Annotated in this window: 16 protein-coding genes; 10 read left to right on the top strand and 6 right to left on the bottom strand. The window is 59.9% G+C overall.

The window, feature by feature from the left end:
- Nucleotides 1–6: 6 nt before the first annotated feature.
- Entirely contained in the window at nt 7–1,002 is a 996-nt protein-coding gene (locus HFD87_RS15505; RefSeq protein ID WP_010251751.1) for a peptidase U32 family protein, read from the bottom strand.
- A gap of 204 nt (nt 1,003–1,206) precedes the next feature.
- Between HFD87_RS15505 and HFD87_RS15500 the strand changes: the two genes are divergently transcribed.
- Complete coding sequence (locus tag HFD87_RS15500; protein WP_010251750.1) at nt 1,207–1,731, top strand: SCP2 domain-containing protein; 525 nt, start codon at nt 1,207–1,209, stop codon at nt 1,729–1,731.
- The gene (locus tag HFD87_RS15495; RefSeq protein ID WP_010251747.1) at nt 1,725–2,231 is read left to right on the top strand and encodes a GNAT family N-acetyltransferase; all 507 of its coding nucleotides are present in this window, start codon (nt 1,725–1,727) and stop codon (nt 2,229–2,231) included. Before HFD87_RS15500 ends, HFD87_RS15495 begins: the two co-directional genes overlap by 7 nt.
- Here HFD87_RS15495 and HFD87_RS15490 read toward each other — a convergent pair.
- Nucleotides 2,215–2,508, bottom strand: a complete 294-nt coding sequence (locus tag HFD87_RS15490) for a GIY-YIG nuclease family protein (RefSeq protein ID WP_031292823.1) — start codon at nt 2,506–2,508, stop codon at nt 2,215–2,217. The genes HFD87_RS15495 and HFD87_RS15490 overlap by 17 nt on opposite strands.
- 75 nt (nt 2,509–2,583) lie before the next feature.
- On the opposite strand from HFD87_RS15490, the gene HFD87_RS15485 reads away from it, so the two are divergent.
- A complete protein-coding gene (locus HFD87_RS15485) occupies nt 2,584–3,012 on the top strand; it encodes a YhbP family protein (RefSeq protein WP_167423630.1) in 429 nt (142 codons plus the stop codon).
- Between the two features lie 34 nt (nt 3,013–3,046).
- On the opposite strand, the gene HFD87_RS15480 is transcribed toward HFD87_RS15485, so the two are convergent.
- Complete coding sequence (locus HFD87_RS15480) at nt 3,047–3,568, bottom strand: type 1 glutamine amidotransferase domain-containing protein (RefSeq protein ID WP_010251739.1); 522 nt, start codon at nt 3,566–3,568, stop codon at nt 3,047–3,049.
- A 145-nt stretch (nt 3,569–3,713) separates the two neighbouring features.
- Here HFD87_RS15480 and HFD87_RS15475 point away from each other — a divergent pair, with 145 nt between their 5' ends.
- A complete protein-coding gene (locus HFD87_RS15475; RefSeq protein WP_033759652.1) occupies nt 3,714–4,349 on the top strand; it encodes an NAD(P)H-binding protein in 636 nt (211 codons plus the stop codon).
- Here the strand turns inward: HFD87_RS15475 and nrdG are convergent.
- Nucleotides 4,341–4,808, bottom strand: a complete 468-nt coding sequence (gene nrdG, locus HFD87_RS15470; RefSeq protein WP_033778405.1) for an anaerobic ribonucleoside-triphosphate reductase-activating protein — start codon at nt 4,806–4,808, stop codon at nt 4,341–4,343. The two genes, HFD87_RS15475 and nrdG, sit on opposite strands and share 9 nt — an antisense overlap.
- A complete protein-coding gene (gene nrdD, locus HFD87_RS15465) occupies nt 4,805–6,943 on the bottom strand; it encodes an anaerobic ribonucleoside-triphosphate reductase (RefSeq protein WP_033759656.1) in 2,139 nt (712 codons plus the stop codon). Before nrdD ends, nrdG begins: the two co-directional genes overlap by 4 nt.
- A gap of 249 nt (nt 6,944–7,192) precedes the next feature.
- On the opposite strand from nrdD, the gene HFD87_RS15460 reads away from it, so the two are divergent.
- Nucleotides 7,193–9,571: a beta-N-acetylhexosaminidase gene (locus tag HFD87_RS15460; protein ID WP_167423629.1), complete on the top strand. Its 2,379-nt coding sequence runs from the start codon at nt 7,193–7,195 to the stop codon at nt 9,569–9,571.
- 33 nt (nt 9,572–9,604) lie between these two features.
- On the opposite strand, the gene galR is transcribed toward HFD87_RS15460, so the two are convergent.
- Nucleotides 9,605–10,606 (bottom strand): HTH-type transcriptional regulator GalR, encoded by a 1,002-nt coding sequence (gene galR / locus HFD87_RS15455; protein ID WP_010251726.1) that lies wholly within the window; start codon nt 10,604–10,606, stop codon nt 9,605–9,607.
- Nucleotides 10,607–10,796: 190 nt separating this feature from the next.
- Here galR and HFD87_RS15450 point away from each other — a divergent pair, with 190 nt between their 5' ends.
- The 5 genes from HFD87_RS15450 to HFD87_RS15430 all read left to right on the top strand — a co-directional run bounded on the left by HFD87_RS15450 (nt 10,797) and on the right by HFD87_RS15430 (nt 23,043).
- Nucleotides 10,797–13,070, top strand: coding sequence for a molybdopterin guanine dinucleotide-containing S/N-oxide reductase (locus HFD87_RS15450; RefSeq protein WP_167423628.1), 2,274 nt, complete (start codon nt 10,797–10,799; stop codon nt 13,068–13,070).
- A gap of 279 nt (nt 13,071–13,349) precedes the next feature.
- Complete coding sequence (locus tag HFD87_RS15445; protein ID WP_010251720.1) at nt 13,350–15,089, top strand: penicillin-binding transpeptidase domain-containing protein; 1,740 nt, start codon at nt 13,350–13,352, stop codon at nt 15,087–15,089.
- Between the two features lie 420 nt (nt 15,090–15,509).
- Nucleotides 15,510–16,721, top strand: a complete 1,212-nt coding sequence (locus HFD87_RS15440; protein WP_167423627.1) for an efflux RND transporter periplasmic adaptor subunit — start codon at nt 15,510–15,512, stop codon at nt 16,719–16,721.
- The gene (locus HFD87_RS15435) at nt 16,718–19,945 is read left to right on the top strand and encodes an efflux RND transporter permease subunit (protein WP_167423626.1); all 3,228 of its coding nucleotides are present in this window, start codon (nt 16,718–16,720) and stop codon (nt 19,943–19,945) included. Before HFD87_RS15440 ends, HFD87_RS15435 begins: the two co-directional genes overlap by 4 nt.
- Entirely contained in the window at nt 19,942–23,043 is a 3,102-nt protein-coding gene (locus HFD87_RS15430; RefSeq protein WP_167423625.1) for a multidrug efflux RND transporter permease subunit, read from the top strand. The genes HFD87_RS15435 and HFD87_RS15430 overlap by 4 nt, the downstream gene beginning before the upstream one ends.
- Nucleotide 23,044 lies beyond the last annotated feature (1 nt).

Genomic DNA, 23,044 nt, shown 5'->3' with positions numbered 1-23,044 from the left:
GACTCCTTATTGCCATTCACGGTGATAAGCACCCAGCGTGGTTTGCGAACCTTCTGAGAGATCGCCCAGCGTCTGCATCCACTGTGGTGCGACTTCAAACTGTTCCGGCTGCGCCTTGCAGCGATCAATTGCCTGACGCCAGACGCGCGCCACGTCAGCGACATAGGCAGGGCTGCGCTGACGGCCTTCGATTTTCACCGAGGCGATGCCTGCCCGCAGCAGTTCCGGCAGCAGCTCCAGCGTGTTCAGACTGGTGGGCTCCTCGAGCACGTGATAACGCTTGTCGTTAACCATATAGCGTCCTTTGCAAAGTGTCGGATAACCCGCGCTTTCGTCCGGGGCGTAGCGATCGATCAACACTTCATTAAGACGTGACTCCATGCCCTGCGGCGTCTGCTGCCAGCGCACAAACTTCGCCGGAGAGCAGGCACCGGCGCTGTTAGGTGATTCACCGGTCAGCCAGGAAGAGAGGTAGCAGCGGCCTTCCGCCATGATGCACAGGCTGCCAAAGGCGAATACCTCCAGCGGCACCGGTGTGCTGCGCGCCAGCTGTTTAACCTGGTGAATCGACAGGACGCGCGGCAGCACCACACGCTGCAGATTGAAGTGGCGATGGTAAAAGCGAATCGCCTCCAGATTGGTCGCCGAAGCCTGTACAGAAAGATGACGTTCAACCTGGGGATAGCGCGTCGCGGCATACTCCAGCGTGGCGATATCCGCCAGGATCAGCGCATCGGCTCCGTTTTGCGCCGCCACATCAATCGCCCGCTGCCAGCGACCCATGCCATCCGGATGGGCAAAGGTGTTGATCGCGACATGCAGTTTGCGACGATGCTGATGAAGATAACGCGCGGCTTCAGCCAGTTTTTTATCGGTGAAATTCAGACCCGCAAAATGACGGGCATTGGTGTCATCTTTCAGCCCCACATACACCGCATCAGCGCCATTCTCTACAGCGGTGCGCACTGCGGGTAAGTTTCCTGCCGGGCAGAGCAGTTCCATAGATATTCCTCTCAACATGCAGATGGGCGTCGAGTCTAGGCATCTGGTCCGGGCTGCGTGTTGATTTGGGGCAGTGAAATTCAAATTCATCCGCCCGGCGGCGCTTTTTTTACCTGCATTGCAGCGGTTTTTATTGATCTCAGAGGAGGCGCGCAGAAAAGGATATGGCAATATACGTAAAATTTTCTGAAGGGAGTGACGAAAGTGTTAGAGCGGATACATGCCCATTGTGTGAAAAACGGTCCTAAAATCTTAGGGTTACCCGCTGCGTTCACCCCATTCCCGGTCAAAAAGCTGCTTCTGCAACAACTCTTAAACTGGCAATTTCGTCATGCTTTGGCTGAAGGTGAGTTAGACTTTCTGGATGGTCGCCTGCTGGGTATTGAAATTGCCGATCTCAATCTGCAATGGATAACCACGCTGCAGGACGGCCGACTGGCGGTATTGCAACAGTCCGAAGCGGATGTCTGGTTTCGGGGCAATGCCAATGATCTGTTGCTGGTGGCAGCACGTAAAGCAGATCCCGACATGCTGTTCTTTCAACGCCGGCTGGTGATTGAAGGTGACACTGAACTGGGACTTGAGGTGAAGAACGTAATGGATGCTATTGAACCCGAGGCTATGCCCACCGCGTTACGCACGGCAATTGAGCAGATGGCGGCATTTGTCGACGCCGGCATGAAACAGGACGCGAAGGCCGCACAGGCGCGCGCAGGTGCTGCATGTTGATTCGTAGTGAAATTGGCGTGGATGCCGCAGGCATCGACGCGCTGCTCAGACGCTGCTTCAGTACCTCTGCAGAGGCGGAACTGACTCAGGCGCTGCGTGAAGATGGCTTGCTGACCTTAGGCGTGGTCGCGACGGATGACGAGGGACAGGTGCTGGGTTATGCCGCATTCAGTCCGGTCAGCGTTCAGGGTGAAGATCGCGGCTGGGTTGGTCTGGCACCGCTGGCCGTCGATGAGACGCTGCGCGGTCAGGGAATTGCCAGCAAGCTGATCTATGAGGGGCTGGATACGCTCAATGAATTTGGCTACAGCGCGGTAGTGGTGCTGGGCGATCCGGCGCTGTTCAACCGTTTTGGTTTTGAACCGGCGGCACGCCACGGCCTGCGCAGCCGCTGGCCGGGCACAGAGGCAACGTTCCAGGTCTACCGTCTGGCGGATAATGCGTATGACGGGGCGGAAGGGCAGATCGACTACGCCGAACCCTTTAATCGCCAGCCGTAATACCCAGCCAGCTCTCCAGACAGCCGGGCTGGCCCGCCACCAGCAGTAATTTCTGCTGGCGGGTCAGTTGCTTGACCTGATACTCCAGCCTGGAGGCGCTGGCGCGATCGCCCGCGTCACAGTGAAACACCAGGTCCAGCGGCCCTTTGCCGCGCAGCGCGCGGGCGCCGCGTCCGCTCTGGTGCTGAGCGACCCGGCGCACCACATCCGTGGTGATACCGGTGTACAGGCTCCCTTTCGCCGTACGGACGATGTAGAGTTGCCACTGCTGACTCATCGCAATCATTTCCCAAAAAAAGGTGCCGGGCAGTGTAGCGCGCTTCACTCTCCGGTGCACCGCCAGGAGTTTATCTTGTCCGATCACGCCCATCTGGTTCGCTATCTGAGAAAGCAGCATGTGCTTTCACTCTGCTGTACCGCCGACGATCAACTGTGGTGCGCTAACTGCTACTACGTCTTTGACGAGACGCGCATGGTCTTCTGGATCATGACGGAACCCGATACCCGCCATGGTGAGTTAATGGTGCAGAATCCGCAGGTTGCGGGCACCGTCAATGGCCAGCCCAGAAGTGTGCTGCTGATTAAAGGGGTGCAATATCGTGGCCATGTCAAACGGCTGGAGGAGACTACAGAGCAGATCGCCAGAGCCGCTTACCAGAAACGTTTTCCGGTTTCACGCAAAGTGTCGGCACCGCTGTGGGAGATTGTGCTGGATGAAGTGAAGATGACGGATAATGCGCTGGGATTCGGTAAGAAAATTGCCTGGCAGCGGGAGCAATAGAAACGCCCTTTTCAGCAGAAAAGGGCGTCGCGGCTTACAGCGCTTCGAGGATCCGCAGGGATTCACGATTAAAAGCCGGTAAATCGGCCGGGGTGCGGCTGGTGACCAGTTTATCGTCGTCTACCACCACTTCTTTATCATGGAAGTCGGCACCGGCATTGATCAGGTCAATGGCGACGGCTTTAACGGTAGTCATCTTGCGACCGCGCACGCCGTTAGCGCTAATCAGCAGCTGTGGCCCGTGGCAGATGGCAAAGATTGGCTTGCCGCTGGCGACAAACTCTTTGGTAAAAGCAACAAAACGATCGTCGCCGCGCAGGGCATCGGGCGAGTGACCGCCAGGCAGGAGCAGAGCGTCAAATTCAGCCGGGCTGACGTCATCAATGCTGCGATCGATGGTCACTTCCGCTTCGCCTTTCTTGCCTTTAACGACATTACCGGCTTGTTTCTCAATGGTAACCACCTCAAAACCAGCGCGTTTGTAAACTTCCGCAGGTGAGGTAAATTCTGAGTCTTCAAATTCATCGGTAATTAAAACCGCCACTTTCTTGCTCATTTTTTTCCTCCTTCAGCATGTGGAGCGCGAGACGCGCTTTCCGGATAACGCTATAAGCCTGGTCGCTGAGAGTGAGAACGCAAGCCAGCCCGTTAAGATCAGCTATCTTTTAACCAGTCAGCAGTGAAATAAGGATGAATCTGAGATGAATCGCGTATTACTGACCGGTGCCACCGGCTTAGTCGGGTCGCATCTGCTGCGCTTACTGATTGAGGATCCACGCGTCGATGAGATCATCGCGCCAACCCGTCGGCCACTGCCCGCGATGAACAAGGTGGTGAATCCGGTTGAGGCCGATCTCACCGATGTCCTCGGGCCGCTGCAAAGTTCGCTGGACACGGTGTTCTGCTGCCTGGGCACCACGCGTAAGCAGGCGGGCAGTAAACAGGCCTTTATCCACGTTGATTACACCCTGGTGGTGGACAGCGGGTTAAGCGGATTACGTCTGGGAGCGAAGCAGATGCTGGTGGTCAGCGCGCACGGGGCCAGTCGTCACTCACCGTTTTTATATAATCGCGTCAAAGGCGAAATGGAGAATGCGCTGCGCCATCAGGGCTGGCCGCGCCTGACGCTGGTGCGGCCTTCATTGCTGCTAGGGGATCGCGCGCAGAAACGCCGGGGTGAAAGCCTGGCGGGACCGCTGTTTTCGCTGCTGCCGGGCAACTGGCGGGCGGTCAGCGCGCACGACGTGGCACGCTGTCTGCACCAGCAGGCTTTTACGCCGGGGAGTGAGAGCGTCAATATCATTGAGTCTGGCGAAATCCCGCGCCACTCAGCGTAACTGCCAGATAATCTGATTACGGCTGCCGCGCCATTGCAGCGTGGCATCCTTCTCCTCTTCGACAAAACGGCCATCGATCAGCACGTCGAGATAGACCAGCACAGCGCGCTGCGCCGCATTCAGCTCCTGCATCCGGTAACCGGTCCAGAGCCAGATATCTTTACCGGGACACGTCTGTCGCACCCGTTTCACCAGACGGCGAATGTGCGGCACGTTATGCGGATGCAGCGGATCGCCGCCGCTCAGCGACAATCCCTGGCGCGGAATGCGGGTGTCCTGCAAATCCGCCAGCAGTTGCTCCTCCATCTCAAGCGTAAAGGGCACGCCGGAGTCGAGCCGCCAGGTGCTCTGGTTATAACAGCCGCGACACTGATGTTCGCAACCAGCGACAAACAGCGTGCAGCGGGTGCCAGGTCCATTAACGATATCCACATCATAGTAGCGATGGATATGCATCATCCCAGCGGTCCTTCAGACAGATGCTTCACCCGACGCTGCACTTCCTGCTGTTTACCGGCATTAAAGGGCCGCGCATCCGGGCTGCCCAGATAGCCGCAGACCCGCCGGGTGACGGAGACGCGCGCCGGATCGTGGTTGCCGCAATTCGGACAGGTGAAGCCGCGGCTGGTACAGGTGAACTCGCCGTTGAAGCCGCACTCGTAACACTCATCAATCGGGGTATTGGTGCCGTAATAGGGCACGCGGTCGTAGCTGTAATCCCAGACATCCTCCAGCGCCTTGAGGTTGTGCTGCACATTCGGGTATTCGCCGTAACAGATGAATCCGCCATTCGCCAGCGGCGGATAGGGCGCTTCAAAGTCGATTTTGTCGTAAGGATTGACCTTCTTCTCAACGTCGAGATGGAAGCTGTTGGTGTAGTAGCCCTTGTCGGTAACGCCTGGCACCAGACCAAACTGCGCCGCATCAAGACGGCAGAAGCGGTCGCACAGATTCTCGCTTGGCGTGCTGTAAAGGCTGAACCCATAGCCTGTTTCAGCTTTCCAGCGCTCGGTGGCATCGCGCATGTAAGCAATGATCTCTACCCCTTTGGCGCGCAGGGCCGCGTCATCGTAAGGATGCTGATGACCGCCGCTGAGCGCATTCAGGGTTTCATGCAGGCCGATATAGCCCAGCGACAGCGACGCGCGGCCATTACGGAAAATAGGACCGACTTCATCATCCGCATTCAGCCGAACGCCACAGGCGCCTTCCATATAGAGGATGGGCGCGACGCGCGCTTTGGTCTTCTCCAGCCGCGCCACCCGCGTCATCAGCGCCCGCTTAGCCAGCTGCAGTCGCGCATCGAGCAGCGTCCAGAAGCGCGCTTCATCCCCGCCCGCTTCCAGTGCGATGCGCGGCAGGTTCAGGCTGATCACCCCGATATTGTTGCGGCCCTCATGAATCTGCTCGCCGTTCTCTTCATAAACGCCAAGGAAGCTACGGCAGCCCATTGGGGTTTTAAACGAGCCGGTGACTTTAACCACCTGATCGTAATTGAGGATGTCGGGATACATCCGCTTGCTGGCGCACTCCAGCGCCAGTTGTTTGATATCGTAATTAACGTCGCCCGCCCGGCGGTTGACGCCTTCGCGAATGCTGAACACCAGTTTAGGGAACACCGCCGTCTTGCGATTTTTACCCAGTCCGGCCAGCCGGTTAAGCAGAATCGACTGCTGAATCAGCCGGGCCGCCCAGTCCGTCCCCAGGCCAAAACCAAAGGTGACAAACGGCGTCTGGCCGTTGGCGGTGTGCAGGGTATTCACCTCATACTCCAGCGACTGAAAGGCGTCGTAGCACTCTTTCTCCGTACGCTGGCGCGCATACTGCTCGGCCTGCGGGATCTGCCACTGCTCAGCAATCGCCAGATGTCGGGCATAGCTCTGCTCAACAAACGGGGCCAGCACTTCATCAATACGGTTAATGGTGGTGCCGCCGTAAATATGGCTGGCGACCTGCGCGATGATCTGCGCCGTCACGGCGGTGGCGGTGGCGATCGATTTAGGCGGCTCGATCTCAGCATTGCCCATTTTGAAACCGTTGGTCAGCATACCTTTCAGATCGATCAGCATGCAGTTGAACATCGGGAAGAAAGGGGAGTAGTCGAGATCGTGATAGTGGATCTCGCCGCGCTCGTGCGCCAGCACCACATCGCGCGGCAGGATCTGCTGCTGCGCGTAGTGTTTTGCCACGATCCCGGCCAGCAGATCGCGCTGCGTCGGGATCACTTTGCTGTCTTTGTTGGCATTCTCGTTCAGCAGCGCCGCATTGGTCTGATCGACCAGTCCGCGAATGGCGTGATGTAACTGGCTCTGACGATCGCGGGCGACGTCGCGATCGTGGCGGTATTCAATGTAGGCGCGGGCCAGTTGAGGGTATGGACCCGCCATCAGCGTCTCTTCTACCGCACACTGAATTTCACGGATATCCACTTCCGGACAATCGGCCAGCCGCAATGCCACGCGCTCAGCGACCTGCGCGCACCAGGCCGCGTCTTCTACTTCGGCTGCCCGTGCCGCCGCCGCCACGGCCTGCTCAATACGCTGCGCATCAAAGCCTGTCCGGCATCCATCACGCTTGATTACCACCGTCGCCATTTCTCTCTCCATAAACTACATATAGGGGTCGAAAGGATTCTATTCGCTACATGTAGTGATTGCTGAGAATTATTGCGATCAGATTTGACCTGAAACAAGGAAGCCTCAACCCGCTGGAAAACTCTGGCTGATGTAAAAAATCGGGTGCTGGTTCAGGTTTCCTGCAGGATCCACTGGCGGATTGGCGTGCAGCAACTTTAATCAACGTTCTGCCCTGTCAAAACGTTGACGTTACAAGGATGCCCGCCAATGTGGTTACCCCGTTCTCTGCTCCTGCTCCTGCTCCCGGCCCTCAGCCCGATCGCTCTGGCCAGTTCGCTGCCGCTGATGCCCTGGCCGCAACAGGTGGAACAGCCCGCCAGCGGCGGCACGCTTATCCTGACGCCGCAGCTTACGCTGCAAATCGCCGGCGATCATCTGGCGGGTGCCGAAGCGCGCTGGCTGGAGCGCATCAGTAATCAGACCGGCTGGCCGCTGTTGCCCGCCACCCAGCCGGTAGCAGCACCGACTATCCGCATCGTCATTGCGAAGGCGGTGGATCCGCAGCCGCTGCCTGATAGCGATGAGAGCTATCAGTTGCAGGTCGATGGCGACGGCGTCCTGTTAACCGCGCCCAGCCGTTTCGGCGCGATGCGCGGCATGGAAACCCTGCTGCAGCTGATACAAAACGGCGCACAGGGGACAACCATTCCTTACGTCACCATCCACGATCATCCGCGCTTTCCGTGGCGCGGCGTGCTGATCGACACGGCGCGTCACTTTATGCCGGTGCAGACGCTTAAACGTCAGATCGACGGCATCGCCGCCGCGCGCATGAACGTCTTTCACTGGCATCTTACTGACGATCAGGGCTGGCGCTTCGCCTCCAGCCACTATCCCCAGCTGCAGCAGAAAGCCAGCGATGGCAACTATTACAGCCAGCAGCAGATGCGGGAGATCGTGAAATATGCCACCGATCGCGGGGTGCGTGTGGTGCCGGAGCTGGATATGCCGGGACATGCTTCCGCGCTGGCGGTGGCGATGCCAGAGCTGATTAGCGCACCCGGCCCCTGGCAGATGGAGCGCGGCTGGGGCGTCTTTAAACCGCTGCTCGATCCCAGCAACGAACAGGTTTATCAGGTGATCGACACGCTGGTGGGTGAGATGGCGGCGATCTTCCCCGATCCCTGGCTGCACATTGGCGGCGATGAGGTGGATCCGACACAGTGGAACGACTCGCCTGCTATCCAGCAGTTTATGCGCGACCACGATCTGAAAGATGCCCATGCGCTTCAGGCATATTTCAATCAGCGGGTAGAGAAGATCCTGGAAGTCCATCACCGTCAGATGGTGGGCTGGGATGAGATTGCCCATCCCGACTTGCCGCGCAGCATTCTGATCCAGTCGTGGCAGGGCCAGGATGCGCTGAGCGCGCTGGCAAAAGAGAACTACCGCGGCATCCTCTCCACCGGTTTCTACCTCGATCAGCCTCAGCCTGCCAGCTATCACTACCGCAATGAGGTCACGCCACAGGGCCTCAACGGCCAGGATCGTCTGCGGCCAGGCGACCAGGCGCAGAGCTGGTCATTCACCATGCCGCGGCTGAAAGGCAGCCCGGTAAAGGGCAGCTTTACGCTGATACAGGGAGAACCAGGCTGGCGCGGTTTTATCGACTTCGATGGCAAAGCCCGCCGGATGGTCAGTCAGATCAACTGGCTCTCGACGCAGCAGGTGCGGTTTAGCGTGGATAGCTGGATGGGGTCGTTCCAGCCGGTGTTCACGCTGCAACAGAACGCCCTCAAAGGTTATGCAGAGGTAGGCAACGTGCGTTATCCCACCACCGGCCAACGGCTGGCTCAGACGCCTGCGGGCATCGCGCCCGCGCTGCCCACACCTGAGCAGGTGCAGCAAAATATGCTGGGTGGCGAGGCGGCGCTGTGGGCGGAAAACATCAACAGCCAGATTATTGATACCAAACTGTGGCCGCGCGCCTTCGTGGTGGCCGAGCGGTTATGGTCGGCACAGGATGTCACCAATACCGACTCGATGTATTCGCGGCTGGCGGCGATGGATCGCTGGAGCAGCGTGTCGGTCGGAACGCTGCAACACGCGCAGACGGAGCAGCAGATGATGCGGCTGGCCAGTGGGCATGACATCGCCCCACTGCGGGTACTGGCCGAGGTGCTGGAACCGGCGCAATACTACACGCGCCAGCATCTCAAGTTTCAGGCGGGCCATTACGACTACCATGAACCCCTGAACCGGCTGGCAGACGTACTGCCCGCTGAGAGTGAGGCGGTACGTCAGCTGGAGCAGCAGGTCGCCGTGTTAATCGCCAATCGTAATAATCCGGCTGCCGCCTCAGCGGTTCGCGCGCCGCTGCAGCGCTGGCAGGCTAACACCAGCGCGGTGCTGCCGATCATTAACGCCAGTGCAACGCTGAAGCCGCTGGCACAGAGCGTGCAGCAGATCGAGGCGCTGAGCGCCATGGGCCTCGCGCTGGTTAATGCTTACGTTCGCAATCAGGCGTTTGGTGCCAGTGAAGTGGCGGAGATGCGTGCGACACTGGATGCCGCCGCAGAGGTACAGGATGAAACAGTGATTGCGCTGGTCAGGCCGCTGGAGACGCTGCTGCGCGCCTTTCAGTAAACGCTGCGGCCGGATAAACCGGCCATAGCGTCCTCAGGCCGGGCCGCTGACCGAGTGGCGGCGCACCAGGGTCGGGCTGAACATGTGGGTCACTTCCGGCAGCGGCTGATTGTTGGCCAGCGCCAGCGCCAGCTGGGCCGCCTGCTGCGCCATGGTGACAATCGGATAGCGGATGGTGGTGAGGCGCGGTCGCACATAGCGCGAAACCAGCACATCATCGAAGCCGATCAGCGACATCTCTTCCGGCACCCGAACGCCGTTATCGCTCAGCACCGCCAGCGCGCCGGCGGCCATTGAGTCGTTGTAGCAGGCGACGGCGGTGAAATTCTTGCCGCGACCCAGCAGTTCCGTCATCGCCTGCTCACCGCCCACTTCATCTGGTTCGCCCCAGGTGACCAGCCGATCGCTGCACGGCAGGCCATGTTCTTTCAGCGCATCGTAGTAACCCTGCAGGCGATCTTCTGCATCGGAGATGGTGTGGGTCGAGCAGATAAAGGCGATATTCTGGTGGCCAAGCTGGATCAGATGACGGGTTGCCAGCCAGGCGCCGTAGCGATCGTCGAGCGCGATACAGCGCTTTTCAAAGCCTTTTATCAGCCGGTTCAGCAGCACCATGCCAGGCACCTGCTTCATCAGCACTTCCAGCTCTGCATCGGGGATTTTCTTGGCGTGAACCACCAGCGCCGCGCAGCGGTGACGCATCAGTTGTTCAATCGCCTGCCGCTCTTTTTGCTCATTATGGTAACCGTTACCAATCAGCAAAAAGTTACCGGTGTCACCTGCAACCTCATCCACGGCTTTAACCATTGCGCCAAAAAAGGGATCGGAGACGTCACCGACAATCAGGCCGAGCGTTTCGGTCGATTGCTGCGCCAGCGCGCGTGCGTTGGCGTTCGGGTGATACTGAAGCTGCTCCATCGCCTGACCTACGGCCTGTCGGGAGCTGTCGCTGGCTTTGGGAGAATTATTGATTACACGGGAGACTGTGGCGACAGAAACGCCAGCCAGTCGCGCAACATCCTTTATGGTAGCCATGCGTTGACCTGCTTTGGGGAAAACGTTTACACATCGCATCAGTGTTACGGAAAAGGGCGGACACATCAACCCGACAGAATGCCAGCGTCGTCGCAAAAAGGGGTAAAAACGGTCGTTCCTGCACGTCTTCTGCTGAGGCGTCGCACCATGCTATGCTCAATCTCCCACCTGGCTACCGTGAAAAACAACGATGAAAACCAAAGTGCCACATCTGGCGCACTGGGGCGCCTTTACCGCCGTCACTGAAAACGATCGCCTGATTGGCTGCGAACCTTTCTTCGCCGATGCCGATCCGTCACCGATGATCCACACCATTCCTGAACTGGTCTATTCCGACAAACGCATTCGTCAGCCGATGGTGCGGCGCTCGTGGCTGAAGTCACGCGAAAAGAGCGACCGTACGCTGCGTGGCCGGGAAGATTTTGTTGCCGTCGACTGGGAAACCGCGCTGGATCTGGTGGCGGAAGAGAATCGCCGCATTCGCGAGCGCTATGGCGCATCGGGCATTTTCAACGGCTCCTACGGCTGGTCATCGGCCGGTCGCGTCAACCACGCCCGCACTCTGGTTCGTCGCTTCTACTTTCAGGGCGGCGGCGGCGTTGATCAGCAGGGTAACTACAGCTGGGGCGCCGCGCAGTTCTTCCTGCCCTATGTGATTGGCACCTACATGCCGCTGACCGGGCGCGTCACCGAATGGCCGCAGGTGGTGGAACATGCCGAAATTTTTGTCGCCTTTGGTGGGCTGGCGCTGAAAAACGCCCAGGTCGCCTCGGGGGGCGCAGGGCAGCACAGCCTGAAACCGGCGCTGATGCAGCTGGCGGCCAAAGGCACGCCGGTGATCAACATCAGCCCGATGCGGGATGACTGCCCGGAATTTGTTAACGCCGAGTGGATTCCGATTCGCCCCAACACCGACGTGGCGCTGATGCTGGCGCTGGGTCATGAGATCACCCAGCGCGGCGCAGTTGACGAAGCGTTTCTCGCCAGCCACTGCGCCGGCTGGCCGCAGCTGCGCGCCTATCTGCTGGGCGAAACCGACGGCGTGGCGAAAACCGCCGGCTGGGCCAGCCGTATCACCGGCATCCCGGCCGATCGCATTGTGCAGCTGGCGCAGCAGCTCACCGGCAAGCGCAGCTTTATTACCTGCTCCTATTCTGTTCAGCGCGCCCATCGCGGCGAGCAGCCTTACTGGATGATGATTGCGCTGTCGTCGATGCTCGGCCAGCCAGGCCTGCCGGGCGCCGGTTTCTCTTTTGGTCACGGTTCGATGAACAGCGTCGGCAACCCGCGCCAGGAAGGTCCGGCTCCGATGATGAGCACCGGCCCCAATCCTTCCGGGCTGTCGATTCCGGTGGCGCGGATCAGCGATATGCTGCTCAATCCCGGCCAGCCTTACCGCTTTCAGGGCGAAACCCTGCACTATCCCGACATTCACATGGTGCACTGGGCGGGCGGCAATCCTTTCCATCATCATCAGCAGCTCAACCGGCTGGTGGAGGGCTGGCAGCGGCCCGATACGGTCGTGGTGCAGGATATCGTCTGGACACCCGCCGCGCAGATGGCGGACATCGTACTGCCCGCGACCACCACGCTGGAGCGCAATGACATCGGCGGCTCCTCCCGTGACCGCTTTGTGCTGGCGATGCATCAGGCGATTAAACCGCAGCATCAGGCGCGCAACGACTTCGATATTTTTGCTGACCTGGCGGAGCGCCTCGGCTACCGCGATACCTTCACCGAAGGGCGCAACGAGATGCAGTGGATCGCCCATCTTTATCAGCAGTGTGCGACGGCGCATCAGCGTAAAGGCATCGATTTCCCGTCGTTTGAGGAGTTCTGGCAGCGCGGCTTTGTGGAGATCCCCGAAGGGGGCAAACCCTATCAGTTTATGGATGATTTCCGTGCCGATCCGCAGGCCAATCCGATTAAAACTGCCAGCGGCAAAATCGAGCTCTTCAGCCAGACCATTGCGGACTACCAGCTGGACGATTTCGCCGGCCATCCGGAATGGCGTGAACCGCAGGAGTGGCTCGGTTCGCCGGTCAGCCGCGACTATCCGCTGCACATGATCTCGATTCAGCCTTCCGACCGGTTACACAGTCAGCTGGATGCGACAGAAACGGTGCAGGGCAATAAAACCGCCGGACACGAAACGCTCTACATGCATCCGCAGGATGCGGCCGCGCGCGGGCTGGTGGAGGGCGACGAGATAGAGGTGAGCAACGCACGCGGCGTGATGCTGGCGGGCGTGCGGATCACCGATGGCGTGACGCAGGGCGTAGTGATTATCGCCACCGGCGCCTGGTTTGATCCCGGCTTTGGCAAGGCGTGGCAGCCGCACGATCGCGCGGGTAACCCCAACGTGCTGACGCTCGATATCGGCACCTCGTCGCTGACGCAGGGGCCAAACGCCATGAGCTGCCTGGTGGAAATCAAAAAACATCAGGATTGCACAATAGCGTAAGGATCTCATGGCTGGTTACATTTTGCCGGTAACTGTTGCGTTTGAGAGATGGCAGCCGATCGATCCCTCTTGCTACATTCAGGGTCCCAGAGGTATTGATGGGTGAACATCAATAGATTTTCTTGATTACACCGACCTGCGCAGATGCGCAGGTTTTTTTTTGCCAGAAATCGGCTGCCGATAACGAACTGATACACAGTTTTCCTGTTATACGGCCAGCGCTTTCTTTATAACTGCTGGCACCAGCCCCTTTCTCTTTATTTTGCGCAGCGGAATGCCATGCCCCGGATTAAAAAACTACTGGGAAAAGACCAGATAAAAGCGCCGTTTAACCCTTTTCGTTTCCGACTGATCTGCCTGGGTGTCACGACCTGTCTGGTGGTGCTGCTGGCGCGCGTCGCGGACCTGCAGTTCCTGAATCAGCCGATGCTGGAGCACGAAGCGGATCAGCGATCGCTGCGTACCGTGACGCTGCCGACCAGTCGCGGCACGCTGCTGGATCGTAACGGTGAAGCGCTGGCGCTCAGCGTCCCGTCGCGCGACGTGATTGCCGATCCGCAGCGCGTGCTGGAGAGCAACCCCGATTTTACCAGTGCCAAATGGGCCTATCTGGCGGCGGCGCTCAACACCCGTCCCGAAGAGCTGGCGGCGCAGATCACCGCCAACCCGAAACGTCGCTTCCTCTATCTGGGGCGTAAAGTCGAGCTGGGCATTGCCAAAGATATTAAAGAGCTGAAGCTGAAAGGCATCAGCGAAGTCTATGACGACAGCCGTTTCTATCCGATGAGCGAGGCCTCTGCGCCGCTGATCGGCATCGTCGGGGCGGATAACGTCGGCCTGAACGGACTGGAAAAGGGCTTTGATAAAGTATTGCAGGGCGAGCCGGGCAAAGAGGTCTATCGGCAGGATGCCGCAGGCAATATCATCGCGATGATCAACTATCAGCCGCCGACCCAGCCGCCGACGGTACAGCTCAGCATCGACAAATATGACCAGTACACGCTCTACAGCAAACTGCGCGACGGCGTACTGATCAACAAGGCGGACTCCGGTGCGGCCGTGCTGGTGAAAATCGACACCGGCGAGATTCTGGCGATGGCCTCCTATCCGTCGTTCAACCCCAACAATTATGAAGGGGCAACGCCCGCGCAGATGCGTAACTCTGCCATCAATGACAGCTACGAACCGGGATCGACCGTCAAGCCGTTAGTGGTGATGGAAGCGCTGGAGCGCCACCTGGTGCGCCCGGATTCGGTGATCGACACCACGCCTTACAGCGTTAACGGCCACCTGATCCGCGACGTCGGCCACTGGCCGCGCCTGACCATGACCGGCATTTTGCAAAAATCGAGCGACATCGGCGTGTCACACCTCGCGCTGGCGATGCCCGCCGAAGCGCTGGTCAACACCTATCATGCGTTCGGCCTTGGCAAACCGACCGGCTTAGGGCTGACCGGCGAAAGCGTCGGCTACTTTCCGTTGCACCGCACCCGCTGGGCAGATATCGAGCGGGCCACCTTCTCCTTTGGCTATGGCCTGCGTGTGACGCCGTTGCAGATTGCCCGCGAATACGCCACGCTCGGCTCCTATGGCATTTACCGTCCGCTGTCGATCACCCGCGTTACGCCACCGGTCATGGGACGCCAGGTCGCCAACCCGGAAACGGTGAAAGAGGTGGTGCACATGCTGGAGAGTGACGTCCTGCCGGGCGGAACCGGGCTGAAAGCTGCGGTGCCGGGCTACCGTCTGGCAACCAAAACCGGTACGGCGGAAAAAATGGGCACCAGCGGCAAGTATGATGGCGGCTACGTCAACTACACCGCCGGTCTCGCTCCCGCCAGCCATCCTGAAGTGGCGCTGGTGGTGATGATCAACCATCCGACGGCGGGCGATCACTTCGGTGGCTCGGTTGCTGCACCGGTGTTCGGCAATATCATGGGGCCGGTACTGAAACACATGAATATTGCACCGGATGCCATCTACACCAAACCGGCCGCCACTCCTTCAGATAAATCTTAGAAAAATCAGAATGTAAGCGCGGCGTGAAGGATATTCACACCTCGTTGCACTTCCCCGAATTCGGTTGCGTTTTCCTGCTGTCTCCGCGCGGTCAATCAGTGCGAGGATAGCAGTCCCAGAGGTATTGATGGGTGTGAAAACAACACCGCTTCGGCAGTGAGACCCTGTTATTACACCGACCCACGCAGATGCGTGGGTTTTTTTTGCCTGCTCGCCTGAGCCTGCCGTTACCGCTGTAAAAACCGCCGCTAAATCAACATCGTTCTTAACGAAACCCTGACAGTTTGCCAATAGAAAGGCGCGTCGCCTTTCACTGATAATGGCCGCCGTGAAGCCTGGCGGTTTTTTGTCCGCCGCCGCTCACTGCCGCATTCCGCACGTTCCGGGATTTCTTTTTCTGCTTATCTGAAGAGTTCGACGATGACTCACCTTTCTCGCCCCGCGCGTTCCTTTGGGCTTAAATGGCTGCTCCTGTTGCTGGTGATGGCGATTATCGCTGGGGTTATCTGGCGTCTGCTGGCGGCGGGTCACGGGCCGGGCGAGGGGATGCCGTCGGGCAGACCGGGTGCGCATGGCATGATGGGCGGAGGGGCGACGCTGGTTCACAGCGGTGTCGCCAGCACGGCGGATGTGCCGGTGTGGCTGAATGCGCTCGGCACGGTCATCCCCAACGCCAGTGTCACGGTGACCAGCCGCGTTGACGGCCAGCTGGAGCAGGTTTTCTTTACCGAGGGGCAGAAAGTCAGCGCCGGGCAGCTGCTGGCGCAGATCGATCCGCGCAGCTTTCAGGCCACGCTGAACCAGTATCAGGGCGAACTCAGCGAAAACCAGGCGCTGCTGAAAAGTGCGGAGCTGACGCTGGCGCGCTACCGCAAACTGGCGGCGCAGGATGCACTGGCGCGTCAGGATCTGGACAGCCAGATTGCCACCGTCGGGCAATATCGCGGTGCGGTCGCCGCCGATCAGGCGCAGATCACCAGTGCCAGACTCAGCATTGAATATGCCCGGATCACCGCCCCGATCAGCGGGCGCGTCGGTCTGCGTCAGGTCGATCCCGGCAACATGGTTCAGAGTGCCAGCAGCACCGGTCTGGTGACCATCACCCAGATGCAGCCCGCCGCCGTGACCTTTAGCGTGCCGCAAAGCGAAATCCCGACGCTGGTCAGCGTGCTGCATCAGGGGCAGAGCCTGCCCGCCACGCTGTATGATCAGGACAACCAGCATCAGCTCGGCAGCGGCGAGGTGAAGTTCATCAGCAACCAGATCGACACCGCCACCGGCACCGTGGCGCTGAAAGCGGTGTTCGCCAACCAGGATGAGTCGCTGTTTGCCAATCAGTTTGTGAATCTGCGGTTGCAGATCCGGGTGCTGAAAGGCGCGACGGTGATCCCGGCCCAGGCGCTGCAGCTGAGCAGCGACGGCAGTTTTGTCTTTGTGATCAATCAGGATCACAGCGTCACGCGCAAAGCGGTCATCACCGGTCCCGCTTTCGGAGACGATCAGCAGGCGATCCTCAGCGGCGTTTCGCCGGGCGATCGGCTGGTGACGGAAGGGATCGATCGTCTGACCAGCGGCAGCAAAGTGTCGCTGGCCGATCAGACGCCCGCCGCTGCGGGTGCTGTGTCGAAATGAACCCGTCACGCCTGTTTATTCTGCGTCCGGTCGCCACCATTCTGCTGATGGTCGGTGTACTGATCGCCGGCATTTTTGCCTGGAAATTCCTCTCTACCTCGGCACTGCCGCAGGTCGACTATCCGATTATTCAGGTCACCACGCTCTATCCGGGTGCCAGCCCGGATGTGATGGCGTCGTCGGTCACCTCACCGCTGGAGCGCCAGTTAGGGCAGATGGCGGGACTGAGCCAGATGAGCTCCACCAGCGCCAGCGGCTCCTCGATCATTACCCTGAAGTTCAGCCTCGATCTGTCGCTGGATGTCGCCGAGCAGGAGGTGCAGGCAGCGATCAATGCGGCGAATAACCTGCTGCCCGACGACCTGCCCAATCCGCCGACCTACAAAAAGGTCAATCCGGCGGACAGCGCGGTGGTGACGCTGGCGGCGAGCTCCAGCACGCTGCCGTTGACCGCGGTGCAGGATCTGGTCAACACCCGGGTGGCGCTGAAGCTGTCGCAGATCTCCGGCGTCGGGATGGTGACGCTGGCGGGCGGCCACCAGCCGGCGATTCGGGTGCAGATGAATCCTCAGGCGCTGGCGGCGCATCATCTGACGCTGGAGGCGGTAAATACGCTGATTGGCAACAGCAACGTCAATGGCTCCAAAGGCGGCTTTGACGGGAAATATCATTCGGTGACCATTGACGCCAACGACCAGCTGCGCACCGCAACCGAGTACGGCAACCTCATCCTCAGCTATGAGAATGGCGCGGCGCTGCGCCTGAAAGATATCGCCCACATTGAACAGGGCCCGGAAAACAGCTTCCAGTCGGCGTGGGCCAACAACCAGCCCGCGATTGTAATCAGCGTGCAGCGCCAGCCGGGCGCGAACGTCATCCAGGTGGTGGACAACATCAAGGCGCAGCTCCCCGCGCTGCAGGCGGCACTGCCGGACGGGGTGAAGATGACCATTCTCTCCGATCGCACCCAGACCATTCGCGCCTCGATCAGTGACGTCCAGTTTGAACTGATGCTGTCGATTGCGCTGGTGGTGATGGTGACTTTCCTGTTCCTGCGCAACGTGGCCGCCACGCTGATCCCGAGCGTAGCGGTGCCGCTGTCGCTGGTCGGCACCTTTGGTGTGATGTATCTGGCGGGCTTCAGCCTGAATAATCTGTCGCTGATGGCGCTGACCATCGCCACCGGTTTTGTCATTGATGACGCTATTGTGGTGGTCGAGAACATCTCCCGGCGGCTGGAGCAGGGCGAGTCACCGATGGAAGCCGCGCTGAAAGGCTCCCGGCAGATTGGCTTCACCATCATCTCGCTGACCTTTTCGCTGATTGCGGTGCTGATCCCGCTGCTGTTTATGGGCGATGTGGTCGGGCGACTGTTCCGGGAGTTCGCGATTACGCTGGCGGTGGCGATTCTGGTGTCAATGCTGGTGTCGCTGACCCTGACACCGATGCTGTGTGCATATCTGCTGCGCCATATTCCGCCTGAACAGCAGTCGACGTTTGCCCGCAAGGGCGGCGAACTGTTTGATGCCCTGGTGCGCGGTTATGATCGGCTGCTGACCGTGGTACTGAACCATCAGAAACTGACGCTGCTGGTGGCGCTGGCCACCTTCGGGCTGACGGCGCTGCTCTACATGATGGTGCCGAAAGGCTTCTTCCCGACCCAGGATACCGGGCTGATTCAGGGCATTACCGTCGCCTCACAGGACGTCTCGTTTAACGCCATGGCAACGCGGCAGCAGGCGTTGTCGGCGCGGATCCTGAAAAACCCGGCGGTGGAGAGCGTCTCATCGACGATCGGCATCGACGGCACCAACACCAGCCTTAACAGCGGGCGGTTACAGATCAACCTGAAGCCGTTTGGCTCGCGTGATCTCAGCGCCAGCGAGGTGATCAGCCAGCTTAAACAGGCCACTGCCGATGTGGCGGGCATCCGGCTCTATCTGCAACCGGCGCAGGATCTCACCGTCAACGATCAGGTCTCGCCGAGTCAGTATCAGTTCACCCTCGATGATGCCGACAGTGAAAATCTGGTCAGCGAGTCGCCGAAACTGGTGGCGGCATTGCAGCAGCGGCCCGAGTTTAATGGGGTGGTGAGTAACCTGCAGGATCAGGGGCGCGTCTCTTACGTTGAGCTGAACCGCGATAAAGCGGCGCGCTTCGGCATTACTGCCTCGGACGTGGACACCGCGCTCTATAATGCCTTTGGTCAGCGGCTGGTCTCGACCATCTTCACCCAGTCGAATCAGTATCGGGTGGTGCTGGAAGTAGCTCCGGCATACCAGCAGGGTCCGGCGTCGTTTGATGATGTCTGGCTGCAATCGTCCGGCAGCAGCAGTTCGGCGTCGTCATCCACCAGCACGGCTTCATCAACGTCAACGTCTTCGTCAACATCTTCGTCTTCGTCGACGTCCACTTCAGCCTCTGACACCAGCGCCAGCCCGACCAGCAGCGGCATGGTCAAACTCACCTCTATCGCCACTATCCACCAGCGCACCGGTTCGCTGATGCACATGCGGCTGAATCAGTTCCCGGCGGTGATGATCTCCTTCAACCTTAATCCGGGCTATTCGCTGGAGGATGGACAGCGGGCGATCGCGGAAGTACGGCAGCAGCTGCATCTGCCGGAGAGCACCACGCTGCGTTATCAGGGGGAAACCTCGGCGTTTCAGAGCGCCACCGGCAACACGCTGTGGCTGATTCTGGCGGCGCTGATCACCATGTATGTGGTGCTCGGCATCCTCTACGAGAGCTTTATCCATCCGGTGACCATCCTCTCTACGCTGCCGTCGGCGGCGGTGGGCGCGCTGCTGACGCTGCTGCTGGCGGGCACCGAATTCAGCCTGATTGCGCTGATTGGGGTGATACTGCTGATCGGCATCGTGAAAAAGAACGCCATCATGATGATCGACTTCGCGCTGGAGGCGGAACACCATCAGCAACTCAGCGCGCGCGACGCGATTCATCAGGCCTGCCTGCTGCGCTTCCGCCCGATTCTGATGACGACGATGGCGGCGCTGCTGGGTGCGCTGCCGCTGATGCTGGCCTCCGGCTCCGGGGCAGAGCTGCGTCAGCCGCTGGGGCTGGTGATTGTCGGCGGGCTGATTGTCAGTCAGGTGCTGACACTCTTCTCCACGCCGGTCATCTACCTCCTGTTTGATGGGCTGGCGCAGCGCGGTAACGCCTGGGTGAAACGCCGTCAGCAGCGGGCGCGGAGCGGGCAATGAATCTGACCCGGCTGTTTATCTTTCGTCCGGTGGCGACGCTGCTGCTGACGCTGGCGATCCTGCTGCTGGGCGCGCTGGGCTACCGGCTGCTGCCGGTAGCACCGCTGCCGCAGGTCGATTTTCCTACCATCATGGTCAGCGCCAGTCTGGCAGGCGCCAGCCCGGAAACCATGGCGGCGACGGTCGCTACGCCGCTGGAACGTTCGCTGGGGCAGATTGCCGGTATTAGTGAGATGACCTCCAGCAGCTCGCAGGGCTCCAGCAGCATCATCCTGCAGTTTGAACTGGACCGCGATATCAATGGCGCGGCGCGCGACGTGCAGGCGGCAATCAACGCGGCGCGCAGCCTGCTGCCCAGCGCAATGGCCTCGCTGCCGACCTATCGCAAAGCCAACCCGTCAGACGCGCCAATAGTGATGCTGGCGCTGACCTCTGCCACCCGCACGCCAGGCGAGCTCTACGATCTGGCGGAGAGCAAAATCGAACAGGCGATGGGGCAGGTACAGGGCGTCGGCGAAGTGTCGCTGATGGGCAGCGCCTTACCGGCGGTGCGGATTGATCTGCAGCCGCTGAAGCTGACCCATTACGGCATCTCGCTGGAGACGGTGCGTGCCGCCGTCGCCAACAGCACCACTAATCTGCCTAAAGGGATCTTACAGGGCAGTGACCAGTCGTGGCTGGTGGACAGCAACGGCCAGCTGGAGAAGGCGGCCAGCTACCGCGATCTGATCATCACTTATCAGCAGGGCAACGCGGTGCGGCTGCGTGACGTCGCCACGGTCTATGACTCGGTGGAAGATCGCTATCAGGCGGGGTTTCTGAATGCCACACCGGCGGTGATGATCGGTATCAAACGTCAGGCGGGTGCCAACATGCTGGAAACCATCGACGCGATAAAAGCGCAGTTGCCGCAGCTGGAAAAGAGCCTGCCCGCTGACAGCCAGCTGAACGTGGTGGTTGACCGTTCGCCTGGCGTGCGCGCCTCACTGTATGACACCGAAGAGACGCTGCTGATCGCGGTGCTGCTGGTGATTGCGGTGGTGTTTATTTTTCTGCGCAATCTGCAGGCGGTGATCATTCCGGCGCTGGCACTGCCGGTGTCGCTGATCGGCACCTGCGCGGTGATGTATCTGCTGGGATACAGCCTGGATAACCTGTCGCTGATGGCGTTGATTATCGCCACCGGCTTCGTGGTGGATGATGCGATTGTGGTGCTGGAGAACATCACCCGTCACATTGAGCGCGGGCTGAGCCCGCTGCGGGCGGCGCTGCGCGGGGCGCAGGAGGTGAGCTTCACCGTGCTGTCGATGACCGTGTCGCTGATCGCGGTGTTCATCCCAATCCTGCTGATGGGCAGCATTGTCGGGCGGCTGTTCCGCGAATTCGCCGTGACGCTCACCGTGTCGCTGCTGATCTCGCTGTTTGTTTCGCTGAGCCTGACGCCGATGCTCTGCGCCCGCCTGCTGAAACCAAAGCCGCCCGTCAGCCAGCGGCCGCATCCGCTTTATCAGTTGATTGAAAACCAGCTAAATCGCCTGCTGGCCGCCTACGGGCGCGGGCTGGCCTGGGTGATGCGCCATCAGAAACTGACGCTGCTCAGCCTGCTGCTGACCGTACTACTGAATGTTTTTCTCTTCGTCGTGGTGCAGAAGGGCTTTTTCCCCAATCAGGATACCGGGCTGCTGATGGGTGCGCTGCGCGCCGATCAGAACATCTCGTTCCAGGCGATGAAGCCGAAAATGCTGATGTTCACGCAGATCATTCAGCAAGACCCGGCGGTAGAGAGTGTGATGTCGTCGATGGGCAGCGGGATGTTTGGCTCCCGTAACAGCGCCAACTTCTTTGTGCGGCTTAAAGATTTTGATCAGCGCGATGCGACCGCCACCGAGGTGGCCAACCGGCTGACGAGAAAAACCAGTCACATCGCCGGGGCGCAGATGTTCCTGATGGCGGCGCAGGACCTGCACATTGGCGGACGCAGCGCCAACGCCACGTATCAGTACAGCCTGCAGGCGGACGATCTCGATCTGCTGCGCACCTGGACGCCGAAAGTGCAGGCGGCGCTGGCGGCGATCCCCGAGCTTAACAGCGTGGACTCCGATTCGCAGACCGGCGGCCAGGAGGTGGAGCTGAACATCGATCGTGATCGCGCCACCCGGCTGGGCGTCAACGTGAACATGCTGGATACGCTGCTGAACAATGCGTTCAGCCAGCGGCAGATCGCCACGCTCTATCACACCCTGAATCAGTATCACGTGGTGATGTCACTGCAGGATAGCGACACCGCCAATCCTGAGACGCTGCAGCAGCTTTATGTGATTAACGACAGCGGTGACCGCGTGCCGCTCTCCGCTTTTGCCCGCTTCAGCGGCGGCAACGCGCCGCTGTCGGTGGCGCATCAGGGCCAGGCCGCGACCAGCACCCTGGCGTTTAATCTCAACGAGGGGGTGTCACTGGAACAGGCGCAGGAACTGATAAAACAGGCGATGGCGAAGCTGGGCCTGCCGTCGACCCTTCATGCCGGTTTTGCCGGCACCGCCGCCGCCTTTTCTCAGCTGACCGCGACCATGCCGTGGCTGATTCTGGCGGCGCTGGCGGCGGTCTATCTCGTGCTCGGCGTGCTCTATGAGAGCTACATCCATCCACTGACCATTCTTTCGACCCTGCCGTCAGCGGGCGTCGGCGCGCTGTTACTGCTGCTGCTGACCGGCACGCAGCTCACGGTGATCGCGCTGATTGGCATCATCCTGCTGATCGGCATCGTGAAAAAGAACGCCATCATGATGATCGATTTCGCCATCGACGCGGAACGGCAGCAGGGCATGTCGCCACAGCAGGCGATCACCCAGGCGTGCCTGATGCGCTTCCGGCCCATCATGATGACCACGCTGGCCGCCTTTTTCGGCGCGTTGCCGCTGGCGCTGGGCAGCGGCGGTGATGCCGATCTGCGCAGCCCGCTGGGCATCGCTATTGCGGGCGGACTGGCGCTCAGCCAGCTGCTCACGCTGTTTACCACGCCGGTTGTTTATCTTTGGCTCGATCGTCTGGGCCGTGCCACTCAACGTCAATGGCGTCGTCTGCGCCCTACGGAATCCTGAT

The sequence above is a fragment of the Pantoea sp. EKM21T genome (genome assembly GCF_011800405.1).
GTDB lineage: Bacteria > Pseudomonadota > Gammaproteobacteria > Enterobacterales > Enterobacteriaceae > Pantoea > Pantoea agglomerans.
This window is presented reverse-complemented; position numbering and strand designations above follow the sequence as displayed.